We start from the raw sequence: 15,958 nt of genomic DNA, 5'->3' as shown, positions 1-15,958 counted from the left end.
CCTCAAAAACCGCAGAGCTCACGCAACAGCGAGGTATCCAGATGCTTCTCCACCAGATCCGCCAACCGCTCGATATCGCGCTCGCGCAACCCGTGGTAATCCACCTCCTGCACCTCCTGCAAACCAGCCCAGCGCAATAGTGCACTGCACGCCGCCGGTGATTCGAACAGGCCATGCAGGTACGTACCGAAAATCTGCCCATCGGCACTTTGCGCACCATCGCAGCGACCATCGTCCAGCTGCACGGCAGCGTTTTCCAGCGCCGACCCGGTGGTCACGCCGGCATGAATTTCATAGCCGCTGACCTGCGCATCTTCCAGAGCCAGACGCCCACGCACGTTGCGCAACTGCTTCTCTGCTTCGAGCTGCGTTTCGAACGCCAGCAAACCCAAACCGGCACTGGAACCCGGCGCGCCTTCAAGGCCCAGCGGGTCATGCACCTGCTCGCCGAGCATTTGCAGGCCGCCGCAGATTCCCAGCACTTTGCCGCCGTAGCGCAAGTGCCGCGCGATCGCCGAGTCCCAGCCATTGCTCCGCAGGTACGCGAGGTCGCTGCGCACGCTTTTCGAGCCAGGGAGAATTATCAGGTCGGCCGATGGAATCGCCTGGCCGGGGCCGATGAATTGCAGGTCCACTTGCGGATGCAGGCGCAGTGGATCGAAATCGGTGTGGTTGCTGATGCGCGGCAGTACCGGCACCACCACGTTGAGCACTTGATCGGCCTTGTCGGCTTGACGCTGATCGAGGCCGTCCTCGGCCTCAAGGTGCAGGTCCATCACATAAGGCAACACGCCGATCACTGGTTTGCCGGTGCGCGCTTCCAGCCAGTCCAGCCCCGGTTGCAGCAAGGCGATGTCGCCGCGAAACCGGTTGATGATGAAGCCTTTGACCCGCGCCTGTTCGCTCGGCGACAGCAGCTCCAGCGTACCGACCAAATGCGCGAAAACTCCGCCGCGATTGATGTCGGCAATCAGCACCACCGGGCAGTCCACCGCCTCGGCAAACCCCATGTTGGCGATGTCGCCGGCGCGCAGGTTGATCTCGGCCGGCGAGCCCGCCCCTTCAACCATCACCAGCGAATACGCCGCGCTCAGCCGTTCATGGGAGGCCAGCACCGCCTGCATGGCGATGGCTTTGTAGTCGTGATAGGCCACGGCATTCATGGTGGTGACGGCGCGACCATGGATGATCACTTGGGCGCCGGTATCACTGTTGGGTTTAAGCAGCACCGGGTTCATGTCGGTGTGCGGTTCAAGGTTTGAAGCCTGGGCCTGCACCGCCTGAGCGCGACCGATCTCGCCACCGTCGGCGGTCACCGCACTGTTGAGGGCCATGTTCTGCGGCTTGAACGGCACCACCCTCACGCCTTGGCGCGTGACCCAGCGACACAGTGCCGTCACCAGTGTGCTTTTACCGGCGTCGGATGTGGTGCCTTGCACCATCAACGTTGTCATGGGTTTTCCTTGGCATAGATTTGCAGGGCTTGTTCGAGGCGCGACCAGTCCGCTTCATCCGCAGGTAAACCAAAACGCAGGCTGCTGTTGTGGGTGAACAACCGCAGCAGAATGCCGCGCCGGGCCATGAATTCATGCAGCGCTTCGGCGCGCTCGGTGATCAACCACTGGAACAACGCGCAACCGCCCTGTGGCTTGAAACCATACTGCTCAAGCAGCAACGCCAGACGCTCGCCAGCTTCGTCAGTGCGAATGCGCTGTCGGGTGTGCCCGTGCGTATCCGTCAGGCAAGCCTGGCCCAGTACGCGGGTCGGCCCACTGACCGCCCAGGGCCCGACCTGCTCGGCCAACAGTTTGAGCAACTTGCGCTCGGCCAGCACAAACCCTAGCCGCACACCGGCCAGGCCGAAAAACTTGCCGAAGGAACGCAGCACGATCAAGCCGATCTGGTTGGTGAACGGTGCCAGACTCAAATGCGGTGTGTTGTCCATGAACGCCTCGTCCACCACCAGCCAGCCACCGCGCTGGGCCAGCCGCGCATGCCAATCCAGCAGGCGGGCCGGGGTCAGGCTCAGGCCTGTGGGATTGTTCGGATTGACCACCACCAGCACGTCGAGGTTGTCGAGAAAGAAATCGACTTCCGACTCCAGGACTTCACGCACGACATAACCGTTGCGACGCCAGGCTTCGGCGTGCTCGGCGTAACACGGTGACAGCACACCGACCTTGCCGGCCCGGCGCAAACGCGGCAGCAACTGAATCGCCATTTGCGAACCGGCCACTGGCAACACCTGGGCCGCACCGTAATAGTCACAGGCGGCTTGCTCCAGACCGTCATCGGTTTCCGGCAGACGTGCCCAGGCCCGCAGCGGGATGTCCGGGACCGGGAATGGCCAGGGCGCAAGTCCACTGGACAGGTCGAGCCAATCGGCTTCGGCGATACCGTATTCAAGTGCTGCCTTGCGCAACCGGCCACCGTGTTCAAGCATAGAATTCAGCCCCCACGCAGAGAATCAGCAGCCATAACCATACCCCGCGCTGGACCAATTGCCAGCCACGGTCGATGGAATCGGCATCCGCCGGCACGCCTTCGCCCAACTGCGGACGCTGATGCAGTTCGCCGTGATAAATCGCCGCTCCGCCCAACTCGACACCCAACGCACCGGCACCAGCCGCCATCACCGGCCCGGCATTCGGGCTATCCCAGGTCGGCCCCTGGGTGCGCCAGCATTTCAGCGCCAGTCGGGTTTTGCCCAACAGTGCGTAGGTCAACGCCACCAGGCGTGCAGGAATGTAGTTGAGGACATCGTCGATCTTTGCTGCAGCCCAGCCGAAACGCTCGAAGCGCTCATTGCGATAACCCCACATCGCATCCAGGGTGTTGCTCAGACGATAGAGCACCACACCGGGCGCACCCGCCACAGCAAACCAGAACAGCGCGGCGAACACTGCATCGCTGCCGTTCTCCAACACCGATTCGGTGGCGGCGCGGGCGACTTCGGTTTTGTCCAGTTCGCTGGTCTGGCGGCTGACCAGATAACCGACACGTGTGCGCGCCTCAACCAGATCATCGCTGCGCAGGGCCTTGGCCACCGGCTCGACATGCTCGCCGAGGCTGCGCATGCCAAGCGCGCAATAGAGCGCGAGAATCTCGACGATCCAGCCAACGTAAGGTGCCCAGGACAGCGCGGTGACCAGCAAGGTCAGCGGCACGACCGCCATCACCCAAGCCGTCACCCCGTGACTGCGCCAGCCGCGGCCAGCGGAGTTGAAACGTTGTTCGATGCGATCGGCAAAACGACCGAACGCCACCAGCGGATGCCAGCGCTTGGGTTCACCCAGCAGCGCATCCAGCGCGACCGCGGCGACACTCAACAACGCCACACTCATTGACTCACTCCCCAATAATTTTCATACAGCAACTCGTTGAGCGGACGCGCTTGCGCCCAGCCTTCGAGTACCAGCATCGGCGCTGGATAGAATTCCTTGACCGGCCCCAGGCAAAGAACAGCCAAGGGCTTGGCCCCGACCGGTAAACCCAGTAAGTCTGCCAGGGCTTGCGGATCGAACAGCGACACCCAGCCCATGCCCAGGCCTTCGGCGCGGGACGCCAGCCAAAGGTTCTGGATGGCACAGGACAGCGAGGCCATGTCCATTTCCGGCAACGTACGACGGCCGAAGATATACCGCTCGCGATCGTCCATCAGCGCGGCGACCAGCACTTCGGCGCAGTCTTGGATGCCTTCGACCTTGAGCTTCATGAATTCGTCGGAGCGCTCGCCGAGGGCTTCGGCGGTGCGGACGCGTTCTTCCTCCACCAGTTGCTGGATCTTGCCGCGCAGCGCTCGGTCGCTGATGCGGATGAACCGCCAGGGCTGCATCAGGCCGACGCTCGGCGCCTGGTGCGCGGCTTCGAGCAGGCGCCTCAGTAACTCGGGCTCGACTGTACCGCCACTGAAGTGGCGCATGTCACGGCGTTCGCCGATGGCTCGGTAGACCGCATCGCGCTCGGCTTCGGAAAAGGCGTTTTCTGTCATGGCCTGCTCGCGATGGCGGCTTCACGATCGGGCGCCAACAACGCAGCAATCGCCGCCGGGTTGGACGGAAAATAAAAGTGCACATAAGAGGCCGTCATCCGCCCCTCACGATAAACCGCCTCCGCCCCTCGCCCGCCATTGGGGCTCAGGCCACGCGCAATCGGCTCAAGCTCGGTGCTGGTCAGCGAGTGGTGATAAGTGTGTCCACGCAGCAAACCTTCAGGCAGTTCCACCGCCTGCAAAGCCAACGCCGCCAAACGCTTCTGCATCACCGCATCACCGGCCAGCAAGCCAACCAGTTCAGCGCGAGTACCCTCGACATCGGTCAACGAGTCCAGCAGGTACAACATGCCGCCACACTCGGCCAGCAACGGTTTGCCCGCCGCGTGGTGATCGCGAATGGCGGTCAGCATTGGCGTGTTTTGTGACAACGCCACATGGTGCAATTCAGGGTAACCGCCCGGCAGATAAAGGCTGTCTGCCGCCGGCAACTCGCGGTCGCGGATCGGCGAGAAGAAAGACAACTCGGCGCCCATGGCCCGCAGCAGATCCAGGCTCGCGCCGTAGGTAAACGCGAAGGCTTCGTCCCGGGCCACGGCAATCCGCACACCGGCCAGCAACGGTTCGGCGGCGATCACTTCAGGTGCGGCGAATTCCACGGCCGGCGGCAACGCCACATCGCAACTGCTGGCCAGCGAGGCGGCGGCTGCATCGAGGCGCAGATCGAGATCATTCAATTCGCTGGCCTGTACCAGACCGAGGTGCCGACTCGGCAATTCGATGCCGGTCTCCCGGGACAACGCGCCGTACCAACGCAAGCCTTCTGTCAGACTGCCTTCGAGCAATTGCGCATGACGCAGGGTGCCAACCCGGTTGGCCAACACACCGGCAAACGGCAAATCCGGCTGATAGCGCGCAAGCCCCAGGGCCAGTGCGCCAAAGGTCTGCGCCATCGCGGTGCCGTCAATCACGCCGAGCACCGGCACACCAAAATGCCGCGCCAGGTCGGCACTGGACGGTGTACCGTCGAACAGCCCCATGACGCCTTCGATGAGGATCAGATCGGCTTCGCCAGCGGCTTCCCACAACAGGCGACGACTTTCCTGCTCGCCGACCATCCACATGTCCAGTTGATAAACCGGCGCACCGCTGGCGCGCTCGAGAATCATCGGGTCGAGAAAGTCCGGGCCGCATTTGAACACGCGCACCTTGCGCCCCTGATTGCGATGCAAACGGGCGAGCGCGGCGGTGACGGTGGTCTTGCCCTGACCGGAGGCCGGCGCGGCAATCAGTACCGCCGGGCATTGACGTGGTTGATTCACAACTCGACGCCTTTTTGCGCTTTGATCCCGGCCTGGAAAGCGTGCTTGATCATGCCCATTTCGGTGACGGTGTCAGCCAGTTCGATCATCTCCGGTTTGGCGCCACGGCCAGTGACCACCACATGCTGCATCGGCGGACGGGCCTGCAAGTCGCTGAGCACCTGATCGAGATCGAGGTAGCCGTGCTTGAGGGCGATGTTCAATTCATCGAGTACCACCAGGCCAATCGACGGATCGCTCAACAGTTCGCGGGACACCGCCCACGCAGCTTCGGCGGCGGCGATGTCACGCTGGCGGTCCTGGGTTTCCCAGGTGAAGCCCTCGCCCATCACATGAAAACGCACCTGCTCCGGAAAGCGCCGGAAGAACAATTCCTCGCCGGTGCTGCTGCGCCCCTTGATGAACTGCACCACGCCGCATTGCATGCCGTGGCCCATGGAGCGCGCCAGCATGCCGAACGCCGAACTGCTTTTGCCTTTACCGTTGCCGCTCAGCACCAGCAGCAGGCCGCATTCATTCGGCGAATTGGCGATGCGTTCGTCGATCACGGCTTTTTTGCGCAGCATGCGCGCCAGATGGCGTTCGTCACGATCAGGGGTATCAGTCATGGGGGAGCTCTCCGTTGAGGCTGGATAACGGCGGGCAGGCACAAGAATAGACGGCAAGAAGCCTGGCATCGCCCACCGTGATGCCGCTGAATGGATCAGGCCGGTCTCCGGGCTCATGAGCGGCGCGGGGCCAACTGCGCGCCTTCCCATGTCGACAGTCGACACAGTGGCTCAAGGCACAGTCTTCACTCATTTACCGTTGCGGGGGCAGCGCCGGGATCGTGATCATTCTTCGCTGGAAGAAATCCACTCACCGGCTTCCCTGTTTCACTCTGTCGACCAAGGCCACAGAGCACCTGAAACAAGCCGCGAAGGTTAGAGGGTTGGGGGTGGAGCGTCAATTAAAGACGGGACGCCTTCCGGCGAATAACTGCCGCCGATCAATTATCTGACGCCAATCTTGTGCCACACTGCCAGCAGTGATATCAAAGAGCCACAACCTCATAACACAATAACAAGGGTGAGCCACATGCAAGGCATGATCATCAGCAATCCGAAGCTGGAATTCCTGCGCCCGGTGCTGGAACGCTGGTTTGACTGTATCGACCGCTACAACGCCGTGCGCGGAGATAACGATACGCCTTACTGGTACGACGAAAACGCCAACCTCGGCCTGCTCTCTGCCGCAGCCTGGATGGCGGAAATGGTCACGCTGCAGCAAACACCGTCGCGCAAACAGACCGAAGAAGGCGAACGCAACGCCCGCGCCGATCTGTTTATCGCTACCAGCGAAGAACGCGCTTACCTGCAGGCCACCCAGCGCTGGCCACGGGTCAATAGCTTGAACCTGACCCAGGCACTGGCGGACATCACCAGCGACGCGAAGCGCATCAGCTACGCCAGCGACCTGAAACTCGGCTGCCTGTTTGTCGCCCCACAAAAAGCCCAGCACAGCGCTACCCCAGAAGAACTCCAGGACATGCTCGACGACCTGCAAAAGGAACACACCTGCGCCGTGGCCTGGTATTTCCCTTACGCCTACCGCAAATTGCGCAATGAAGCCGGAAACTACCATCCGGGGATCGCCGTGCTGTTCAAGGAGGCCCGCGGCTGACCGGTTGAACCATCGGGTGTTTACGCTTCTCTATGATTACGTCAATGCATTCATAGGGAAGATCAGTAATGCGCAAACCCCAGCTCATTTTCATCATCGCGCTCGCCGGGGGGCTCGCCGCCTGTGGTGAAACCTCCAGCCTGCAAGTCTCGGACGGCACCGGACCGTCGCCCAAGCTGCCGGAACCGAACAAAACCCTGATCCCGACGGTGAACATCGCCCCGGCGATCGGCTGGCCTCAGGGTAAAAAACCCGTCGCCGCCGCAGGCACTCAAGTAGTAGCGTTTGCCGAAGGCCTCGAACACCCACGCTGGCTCTACGTGCTGCCCAACGGCGACGTACTGGTGGCCGAAACCAACGCGCCGTCCAAATCCGATGACAGCAATGGCATTCGCGGCTGGATCATGGGCAAAGTCATGGGCCGCGCCGGAGCCGGCGTCCCCAGCCCGAACCGCATCACTCTGCTGCGGGACAAGGACCACGACGGCGTCGCCGAAACCCGCACGGTGTTCCTGGAAAACCTCAACTCGCCTTTCGGCATGACCCTGGTTGGCAAAGACCTGTATGTCGCCGACACCGACCGCTTGCTGCGTTTTCACTATGAAAACGGCGAGACAGCAATCAAGTCACAGCCAATCAAAGTGGTCGATTTGCCGGGCGGAACGCGAAATCACCACTGGACCAAAAATGTCATCGCCAGCAAGGACGGCAGCAAGCTGTACGTCACCGTGGGTTCGAACAGCAACGTCGGCGAAAACGGCATGGATCAGGAGGAAGGTCGCGCGGCGATCTGGGAAGTGGATCGCGCCACCGGCAACCATCGAATCTTCGCCTCGGGGATTCGTAACCCGAACGGCCTGGCCTGGGAGCCGCAAAGCGGTGCTCTGTGGACCGCAGTCAACGAGCGTGACGAAATCGGCAGCGACCTGGTGCCGGACTACATCACGTCAGTGAAGGACGGCGGGTTCTATGGCTGGCCTTACAGCTATTACGGGCAACATGTCGATGTTCGCGTCGAGCCACAAAACCCTGATCTGGTCGCCAAGGCCATTGCACCGGACTACGCAGTGGGGCCCCATACCGCATCGCTGGGCCTGACATTCGCCGAAGGCAGCAAGTTGCCCGCTCCGTTCACCCAAGGCGCCTTCATCGGCCAGCATGGCTCGTGGAACCGCAAACCGCACAGCGGCTACAAAGTGATTTTCGTGCCGTTCAGCGCCGGCAAACCGAGCGGGCAGCCGCTGGATGTGCTTACCGGCTTCCTCAACGACGAGGGAAAAGCCATGGGTCGGCCGGTGGGCGTGGTGATCGATCAGCAGGGCGGCTTGCTGGTGGCGGATGATGTGGGGAACAAGGTGTGGCGCGTTTCCGCGGCCAAGTAAAGTCTGTCCGTAGGAGCGAGGCTTGCCCGCGAAAGCGGTGTGTCAGTCGACATCAATGTTGACTGTGCTGCCGCCTTCGCGGGCAAGCCTCGCTCCTACAACTCCGCCAGAGCGATCATGACAAACCCCTAGGGATTATGTGCCAAGTGTTCAGGTTGCAAGACGCGCTTGGCGCTCAGATAAGCCTTCTGCCAATAAGCCTTGGACAAGCTGTCCAGTTTCACCGTGCCGCCCGTGGCCGGTGCATGGACGAAGCGCCCTTCGCCGACATAGATCCCGGCATGGCTGACCTGAGAGCCACCATTGGTGGCGAAGAAAATCAGGTCGCCGGTTTGCAGGCCTTCCTTGCCGACGTTCGGAGCCTGCATGCCGATCATTTCGCGTGTGGACCGCGGCAAGGAAATGCCTGCGACATCACGATAGACGTAACCGATCAAACCGCTGCAATCGAACCCGGAATCCGGCGTGTTGCCACCCCAACGATAAGGCGTCCCCACCAGACCGAGCGCGCGAAACAGCACGTCTTCTGCCGCAGGGGAAAAGGCTTGGGGAGAACCGAAAACAATCGGTGCGCGAACCACCGGCGCAGGAGGCGGTGTGCGGCTGGCGCAGGCGCTGAGCAGCGCTGCGAAGAACATGAGTGCGAGGCGGGCCGACATCGTCATAAACAGAACATCCTGATCTGGCTGCGGCTTTTTTCTGCCACAAAGACAGAAAAGAAAACCGCCTGCGCAGAACGCAGGCGGTTTGCCATCAATAATAGATCAGGATTCTAGCGGCTACGCGGCAAACTTCAAGTAAGACTTTAAGTTCGCCTTGTAAACTGTCCGCTTATTTGCGCGCAGTGACGATAGGCGCTGCAGCCGGCGCCATTGCGAGTGCACGCTTGGCTTCGATGAAGGTCTTGCTCCAGTAGCTGTCGCCCAGGCTATCGACCCGGACACCACCGCTTTTGCGGCTGCTGGAGTGGATGAACTGGTTGTCACCCACATAGATCCCGGCGTGACTGACACGACCGCGACGGCCATTGGTGGCGAAGAACAGCAGATCACCCGGCTTGAGGGCGCTGCGAGCCACCAGCGGAGCGTCAACGTTGATCATTTCGCGAGTGGAGCGCGGCAGGTTCATGCCAGCCTCTTCACGAAACAGATAACCGATGAAACCGCTGCAGTCGAAGCCTGCCTCGGAGGTGCCGCCGAAACGGTAACGGGTACCGATCAGGGACATGCCACGCTCGAGGATGCTGTCAGCCAGAACCGGAAGCTGGTACGACTTGCCGCCGGCGAAGTCTGCCAGTTCTTTATTGGTTGCCAGCTCTTCCTGGAAAAGAACGGAAGAAGACTGTGCGGTAACTGAATTTGAAACCTGATGCTGTGGCTCTTGCTGGGACACTGGAGAGTGAGCAGCGCAACCGAACAACAGGGTGACGAGTGCGAGAGGCACGAGGGGTGCGAAGCGATTTAGCATGGGCACGACCGTGGCTGATAGTTGTAAAGAAGCCGAGACTATGCCCGCTATCGATCTCATTTGCAAATTCAATCGATCTTTATGTGACTTATCGGTTTCTCGTTTCCATCTAAGCGCTTAAGCCCGTTCTAGACGTTAGCGCAGCCTGCGACCCTGCAGGAAAGCGGATTTTCTGGCGCCTTAAATATGCCGAAACCCCCGAAAAACCTGGCTTTTACCAGCCCAACGTCTCTTTCAGGAACGGGATTGTCAGCTTGCGCTGAGCTTGAAGGGAGGCCTGATCGAGGCGTTCAAGCAGCTCGAAAAGCGCACTCATGCTGCGAGTACCGCGAGTCAAAATAAAATGCCCGACTTCGTCAGTCAGGTGCAGGCCACGACGGGAAGCGCGCAACTGCAAGGCACGCAACTTGTCTTCGTCAGAGAGTGGACGCATCTGGAAGATGAGTGCCAGTGTCAGCCGCGACTTGAGGTCCGCCAGCTTCACCGGTAGTTCGCGCGGGGATGTCGAGGCAGCGATCAGCAGACGTCGACCGCTGTCACGCAGACGATTGAACAGATGGAACAACGCCTCTTCCCAATCCGCCTTGCCGGCGACCGCCTGCAAATCGTCCAGGCAAACCAGTTCGTATTGTTCGAGGTTGTCGAGGATTTCGATGCCACGGTCCATCAACTCGGCCAGCGGCAGATACACCGCCGGTTCACCCATCTGCTCGAAACGCAGGCAAGCCGCCTGCAACAAATGCGTGCGCCCTACCCCGTGCTTGCCCCAGAGGTAAATCAGGCTTTCCGTCCAGCCGGCGTCGGCTTCGCACAGCCGCTCGACATAGCCGAGTGCAGCGGCATTGGCGCCTGGGTAGTAATTGATAAAGGTGGCGTCATCACGCAGACGCACACCTAGGGGCAGCTGAATCGGTTTCATGCTGACTGAACAGTTCCAAAGGAACCGTTAGTGGCCTCTGTGTAAAGTTTGCGAAGTTTATACCCGTGAAGCTGACGGCACAATGCGACAGACCACAAGCAAAATCAAAGGTTTGCGTTAACATGCTGGTTTTATGACAGTTTCTTTGGCGGTGCATGTGACAGCCGCGCGAGGGATACGGGCAAACCCGGCGTGAAACCGGGCTGCCCGCGACGAGCGATCAAGAAGCCTTACAGCTCAGGGTCATCGACGCCGCCATATATATCCGAATCTTTATACAAATCATGCACATGGCGCACCAGGACCATGATCACCGCCGCCACCGGCAATGCCAGCAGCACACCGGTAAAACCGAACAGCTCGCCGCCGGCCAGAATCGCAAAGATCACCGCCACCGGGTGCAGGCCGATCCGGTCACCCACCAGCAACGGCGTCAGAACCATGCCTTCCAGCGCCTGGCCGACCATGAACACCGCAACGATACCGATCATGGGATACAGATCGCCACCGAACTGGAACAGGCCGGCAATCAACGCCGCGCCAATTCCGATGACAAACCCCATGTACGGCACGATCGCCGCCAGGCCGGCAATCAGACCGATCAACAACCCCAGTTCCAGCCCGACGATCATCAAGCCAGCGGCGTAGATCACACCCAGCGCCAGCATCACCAGCAACTGCCCGCGCACAAACGCCCCAAGCACTTCATGGCATTCCCCAGCCAGGGACATGACACGCTCTTCACGATCACGCGGCAGCAAACTGCGGATCTTGGCCATCATCAGGTCCCAGTCGCGCAGAAGATAAAAACTCACCACCGGGATCAGCACCAGATTGGCCAGCCAGCCGATCAGCGCAAGGCCTGAAGCCGTCGCCTGACTCAGCACCACGCCGACAATGTCGGTGGTCTGGCCCATGTGCTCGCTGATCGCCGCCTTGAGCTTATCGAACTTCCAGAAGCCCTCTGACAAACCCAACTTCGATTGCGCCCACGGCAACGCGGTGTGCTGCAACCAGTCGAGCATCTGCGGCGCCAGTTCATACAAGCGAAACAGCTGCTTGGCGAGCATCGGCACCAACACCAACAACAGCGTGGTGAGGATCAACGTGAACAACGCAAACACTGCCACCACGCCCCAGGTCCGCGACAGACCGAACGTCTCCAGCCGATCCACCAGCGGATCGAACAGATAGGCCAGCAACAGCGCCACCAGAAACGGCGTCAGGATCGGATGCAACAGGTAAACAAACGCGCAAAGCAGGGCCACCCCACCGAGCCAGAACCAACGCCGCGTATCGGCCATGTACCACTCCTGCTTCTATATAAAGAAAAAACTCACCAACGGAAATGCAACTGCGGCGTCGGGGCAGGCGCTGGCGCTGCGGCCGGCGCCGAACCCGCAGTCACGGGTTGAACAGGTGCCGGCGCCTGACTGGCCGGAACTTCCTGCAATTGCGCCAGGGACAACTGAGCTCGCAGCTGATCGGCGCTGCCGTTGACGCGATAAAGCACGCGGTCGCCATCGACACTTTGCAGACGCGCGCCAAAAGGCTCCAACAAACGCCCAAGCGTCGCATAACGCTCCAGATTCATGCCCTGCACTTCCAACAATTGCTCGCCCGATGCACCTGGCTTGGCGACGAAACGCGACGCCAGACGCTCGCTGACCGCCAGCATCACCGCATCGGCCACGGCGGCGGTATCGGCGCCCTGCACGCTACCGGCCTCTTTCTGATCGCCCAGCCACAGTCGCCACTTGGCTTGCCATTGTCCCCCTTCTTCACGGGCATGCACCGCCAGCAAGGCATCGGCATTGTAACGATCGGAGGCACTGCGCAGTGGCGCAGGGTCGGCACCTTCCAGATTCGGTGCCGTGGCGACGATCTGTTCATTCAGGTCAGCCAGCGGCAAACGTAGCGGCAGGCCACGGTGCTGAGCCGCCCGACGCAAAGGCGCAGCACTGGCCTGACCATCGCCGACCAGGCTCGAACCTTCGGTGGAATCGTTCAACCACCAGCCGAGGATCGACGGCCGATTGGCCCCCCACACGGCCAGCCCGGCACGACGCAAGGCCTGCTCGGTGGTGGCCGGATCGAAATCGACTTTCAGCACTTGCGGCGGCCCGGCGTCGTAGCCGAACTGACTGATGATCTGCTGAGGGTCTTTGCGCACGGCCGCAAGGCCTGGGCTTTGCGCCGCCTTGGGATCGCCGGTCAAGCGCAACACCAGCGTTTCCAGCGCCTGCTGAGTCGCCTGGTCGCGCTCCTCCGGTGTCTGGCCGGTGACCGGTTGGCGCACTTGATAGAGGCCTTTGACGGTTTCGGCATGGCTGGCCAGGCTGACCACGGATAAACAGCCCACGAACAAGAATTTAAGAAAACGCATGAAAGATTCCTGACGACAAGAGCGGCTGGAACAGACCGCATGAAGACGATTGAGCCAGGGCTGTGACCACAGGCCCAAGCAAAACATTCACACGATCACGGTAAGTTTTCGCACTGTCATAACGATAGACGGTTAACGTCGTACCTTATACAGCCATGTGGGACGCCGCCAACACGGGCAATATCAGTTTTTTTAACGCGATATGCCCCTGCCCGTCGGCACGAGGATGGCCGCTGCCCCTCAAGCCTGATAAAATCGCGCGCCTTCGCAGACCGGCTACAGCCGGGTGGTGTCGAAATAGCGCGTGAGGCAATTGCCTCATCAATTTCGACAGGCCCGCTGAACTCGGTCGTTACCCCTGAATCCCCCCTAAAGGCCTGGATCATGAGCAAGCAACCCTCCCTGAGCTACAAGGACGCCGGTGTAGACATCGACGCCGGTGAAGCATTGGTCGAACGCATCAAGAGCGTCGCCAAGCGCACTGCGCGCCCGGAAGTCATGGGCGGCCTGGGCGGTTTCGGCGCCCTCTGCGAAATCCCGGCCGGTTACAAACAACCGGTGCTGGTATCGGGCACTGACGGCGTCGGCACCAAGCTGCGCCTGGCGCTGAACCTGAACAAGCACGACAGCATCGGCATCGACCTGGTGGCCATGTGCGTGAACGACCTGGTGGTCTGCGGCGCTGAGCCGCTGTTCTTCCTCGACTACTACGCCACTGGCAAACTGAACGTCGACACCGCTGCTCAGGTTGTAACCGGCATCGGCGCCGGCTGTGAACTGTCCGGCTGCTCCCTGGTCGGCGGCGAAACCGCTGAAATGCCTGGCATGTATGAAGGTGAAGACTACGACCTGGCCGGCTTCTGCGTCGGCGTCGTGGAAAAATCCGAAATCATCGACGGTTCGAAAGTCGCTGCCGGCGATGCCCTGCTCGCCCTGCCGTCTTCCGGCCCGCACTCCAACGGCTACTCGCTGATCCGCAAGATCATCGAAGTGTCGGGTTCCGACATCGAGAATATCCAGCTCGACGGCAAACCGCTGACCGACCTGCTGATGGCTCCGACCCGTATCTACGTGAAGCCGCTGCTCAAGCTGATCAAGGACACCGGCGCCGTCAAAGCCATGGCCCACATCACCGGTGGCGGCCTGCTGGACAACATCCCGCGCGTGCTGCCAAAAGGCGCTCAAGCGGTGGTTGACGTCGCGAGCTGGACCCGCCCGGCGGTGTTCGACTGGCTGCAAGAGAAAGGCAACGTCGACGAAACAGAAATGCACCGCGTGCTGAACTGCGGCGTCGGCATGGTCATCTGCGTTAGCCAGGAGCACGTTGAAACCGCGCTGAACGTCCTGCGTGAAGCTGGCGAGCAGCCATGGGTCATCGGTCAGATCGCCACCGCTGCCGAAGGCGCGGCTCAGGTCGAACTGAAGAACCTCAAGGCTCATTAATGTCCCAGACCTGTGATGTGGTGGTGCTGCTGTCCGGCACCGGCAGTAACTTGCAGGCCTTGATCGACAGCACGCGGACCGGCGACAGCCCGGCCCGCATTGCTGCGGTGATTTCCAACCGCGCCGACGCCTACGGCCTGCAACGCGCCAGGGACGCGGGTATCGACACCCGCACCCTGGATCACAAGGCTTTCGAGGGCCGCGAGGCCTTCGATGCCGCGCTGATCGAACTGATCGACGCCTTCAACCCCAAACTCGTGGTACTGGCCGGCTTCATGCGCATTCTCAGCGCTGACTTCGTGCGCCATTACCAGGGTCGCCTGCTCAATATCCATCCCTCGCTGCTGCCCAAATACAAAGGGTTACACACTCATCAGCGCGCGCTGGAGGCCGGCGATACGGAACACGGCTGCTCCGTGCACTTCGTCACCGAGGAACTCGATGGCGGACCACTGGTCGTACAGGCAGTAATACCGGTAGAGTTGCACGATTCGCCGCAGAGTCTGGCGCAGCGAGTCCACACCCAGGAACACCTGATCTACCCGATGGCCGTACGCTGGTTTGCCGAAGGCCGTTTATCACTCGGCGAACAAGGTGCTTTACTGGACGGACAGTTACTCGCGGCCAGCGGCCACTTGATTCGAACCTAGGAGATTTTATGCGTCGTGCCCTGCTCTTCGCTTGCGCTCTGCTCGCCCTGCCGTTTGCGCAGGCCGCAGACCTTCAACCCTTCTCCGCCAGCTACACCGCCGATTGGAAACAGCTGCCCATGAGCGGTACCGCCGAGCGCAGCCTGACCAAGCAAGCCAATGGCGCCTGGAAGCTCAGCTTCAAGGCCTCGATGATGATCGCCAGCCTGACTGAAGAAAGCACCCTGACCCTGGACAAGGACACGCTGCTGCCGCAGTCCTACCACTTCGAACGCGGTGGCCTGGGCAAAGCCAAGAAGGCTGATCTGGATTTCGACTGGACCAACAAGATGGTCACCGGCACCGATCGCGGTGACGCCGTCAAGCTCCCGCTCAACCGCGGCATGGTCGACAAGTCCACCTATCAACTGGCGCTGCAGCATGACGTGGCCGCCGGCAAGAAAAGCATGAGCTATCAGGTCGTCGATGCCGGCGAAGTCGATACCTATGACTTCCGCGTGCTGGGTTCGGAGAAAGTCGACACCAAGGCTGGCCAGATCGATGCGATCAAGGTCGAGCGCGTGCGCGATCCGACACAAAGCAAGCGCATCACCGTGCTGTGGTTCGCCAAGGATTGGGATTACCTGCTGGTCCGTCTGCAACAGGTCGAAACCGACGGCAAGGAGTACAACATCATGCTCCTCGACGGTACGGTCAACGGCAAGACGGTCAAAGGCAGCTGATCCGGACCGACATG

16 protein-coding genes and 1 riboswitch are annotated in these 15,958 nt (G+C 61.0%); of the genes, 5 read left to right on the top strand and 11 right to left on the bottom strand.

Annotated features, from left to right (window positions below; translation table 11 throughout):
* Positions 1-2 precede the first annotated feature (2 nt).
* The 6 genes from AC1RL4_RS25370 to cobO are packed head-to-tail and all read right to left on the bottom strand — an operon-like array spanning position 3 to position 5,921.
* Entirely contained in the window at positions 3-1,454 is a 1,452-nt protein-coding gene (locus AC1RL4_RS25370; RefSeq protein WP_230174784.1) for a cobyric acid synthase, read from the bottom strand.
* A complete protein-coding gene (gene cobD, locus AC1RL4_RS25365) occupies positions 1,451-2,443 on the bottom strand; it encodes a threonine-phosphate decarboxylase CobD (RefSeq protein WP_019579641.1) in 993 nt (330 codons plus the stop codon). The genes AC1RL4_RS25370 and cobD overlap by 4 nt, the downstream gene beginning before the upstream one ends.
* On the bottom strand, positions 2,436-3,344 hold the full coding sequence (cbiB, locus tag AC1RL4_RS25360; protein ID WP_018925130.1) for an adenosylcobinamide-phosphate synthase CbiB: 909 nt from the start codon (positions 3,342-3,344) through the stop codon (positions 2,436-2,438). Before cbiB ends, cobD begins: the two co-directional genes overlap by 8 nt.
* Complete coding sequence (bluB, locus tag AC1RL4_RS25355) at positions 3,341-3,991, bottom strand: 5,6-dimethylbenzimidazole synthase (RefSeq protein WP_019579639.1); 651 nt, start codon at positions 3,989-3,991, stop codon at positions 3,341-3,343. Before bluB ends, cbiB begins: the two co-directional genes overlap by 4 nt.
* Positions 3,988-5,313 (bottom strand): cobyrinic acid a,c-diamide synthase CobB, encoded by a 1,326-nt coding sequence (locus AC1RL4_RS25350; RefSeq protein ID WP_230174786.1) that lies wholly within the window; start codon positions 5,311-5,313, stop codon positions 3,988-3,990. Before AC1RL4_RS25350 ends, bluB begins: the two co-directional genes overlap by 4 nt.
* Positions 5,310-5,921: a cob(I)yrinic acid a,c-diamide adenosyltransferase gene (gene cobO, locus AC1RL4_RS25345; RefSeq protein ID WP_007936078.1), complete on the bottom strand. Its 612-nt coding sequence runs from the start codon at positions 5,919-5,921 to the stop codon at positions 5,310-5,312. Before cobO ends, AC1RL4_RS25350 begins: the two co-directional genes overlap by 4 nt.
* Before the next feature lie 81 nt (positions 5,922-6,002).
* Positions 6,003-6,236, bottom strand: a riboswitch (cobalamin riboswitch).
* A 154-nt stretch (positions 6,237-6,390) separates the two neighbouring features.
* Between cobO and AC1RL4_RS25340 the strand changes: the two genes are divergently transcribed.
* Together AC1RL4_RS25340 and AC1RL4_RS25335 are read left to right on the top strand one after the other, a co-directional pair.
* Positions 6,391-6,975: a hypothetical protein gene (locus tag AC1RL4_RS25340; protein WP_019579637.1), complete on the top strand. Its 585-nt coding sequence runs from the start codon at positions 6,391-6,393 to the stop codon at positions 6,973-6,975.
* A 68-nt stretch (positions 6,976-7,043) separates the two neighbouring features.
* Entirely contained in the window at positions 7,044-8,357 is a 1,314-nt protein-coding gene (locus tag AC1RL4_RS25335) for a PQQ-dependent sugar dehydrogenase (protein ID WP_028940024.1), read from the top strand.
* A gap of 128 nt (positions 8,358-8,485) precedes the next feature.
* On the opposite strand, the gene AC1RL4_RS25330 is transcribed toward AC1RL4_RS25335, so the two are convergent.
* The 5 genes from AC1RL4_RS25330 to AC1RL4_RS25310 form a co-directional block, all read right to left on the bottom strand.
* On the bottom strand, positions 8,486-9,022 hold the full coding sequence (locus tag AC1RL4_RS25330) for a C40 family peptidase (protein WP_019579635.1): 537 nt from the start codon (positions 9,020-9,022) through the stop codon (positions 8,486-8,488).
* Positions 9,023-9,188: 166 nt separating this feature from the next.
* Complete coding sequence (locus AC1RL4_RS25325; RefSeq protein WP_019579634.1) at positions 9,189-9,824, bottom strand: C40 family peptidase; 636 nt, start codon at positions 9,822-9,824, stop codon at positions 9,189-9,191.
* A gap of 214 nt (positions 9,825-10,038) precedes the next feature.
* Positions 10,039-10,743, bottom strand: coding sequence for a DnaA regulatory inactivator Hda (hda, locus tag AC1RL4_RS25320; protein WP_007936072.1), 705 nt, complete (start codon positions 10,741-10,743; stop codon positions 10,039-10,041).
* Positions 10,744-10,973: 230 nt separating this feature from the next.
* A complete protein-coding gene (locus AC1RL4_RS25315) occupies positions 10,974-12,047 on the bottom strand; it encodes an AI-2E family transporter (RefSeq protein WP_019579633.1) in 1,074 nt (357 codons plus the stop codon).
* Between the two features lie 32 nt (positions 12,048-12,079).
* Positions 12,080-13,129, bottom strand: a complete 1,050-nt coding sequence (locus AC1RL4_RS25310; RefSeq protein ID WP_230174788.1) for a DUF2066 domain-containing protein — start codon at positions 13,127-13,129, stop codon at positions 12,080-12,082.
* Positions 13,130-13,513: 384 nt separating this feature from the next.
* Here AC1RL4_RS25310 and purM point away from each other — a divergent pair, with 384 nt between their 5' ends.
* From purM to AC1RL4_RS25295, 3 genes are read left to right on the top strand one after another with little or no spacing between them, the layout of a single operon-like run.
* Positions 13,514-14,572 (top strand): phosphoribosylformylglycinamidine cyclo-ligase, encoded by a 1,059-nt coding sequence (gene purM, locus AC1RL4_RS25305; protein WP_019579631.1) that lies wholly within the window; start codon positions 13,514-13,516, stop codon positions 14,570-14,572.
* The gene (gene purN / locus AC1RL4_RS25300) at positions 14,572-15,222 is read left to right on the top strand and encodes a phosphoribosylglycinamide formyltransferase (protein WP_018925121.1); all 651 of its coding nucleotides are present in this window, start codon (positions 14,572-14,574) and stop codon (positions 15,220-15,222) included. The genes purM and purN overlap by 1 nt, the downstream gene beginning before the upstream one ends.
* Before the next feature lie 8 nt (positions 15,223-15,230).
* On the top strand, positions 15,231-15,944 hold the full coding sequence (locus AC1RL4_RS25295; RefSeq protein WP_019579630.1) for a DUF3108 domain-containing protein: 714 nt from the start codon (positions 15,231-15,233) through the stop codon (positions 15,942-15,944).
* Positions 15,945-15,958 lie beyond the last annotated feature (14 nt).

The sequence above is a fragment of the Pseudomonas sp. GW822-FHT07A10 genome, from assembly GCF_058798795.1.
The sequence above is the reverse complement of the archived record's forward strand: the minus strand, read 5'-3'. Positions and strand labels throughout refer to the sequence as shown.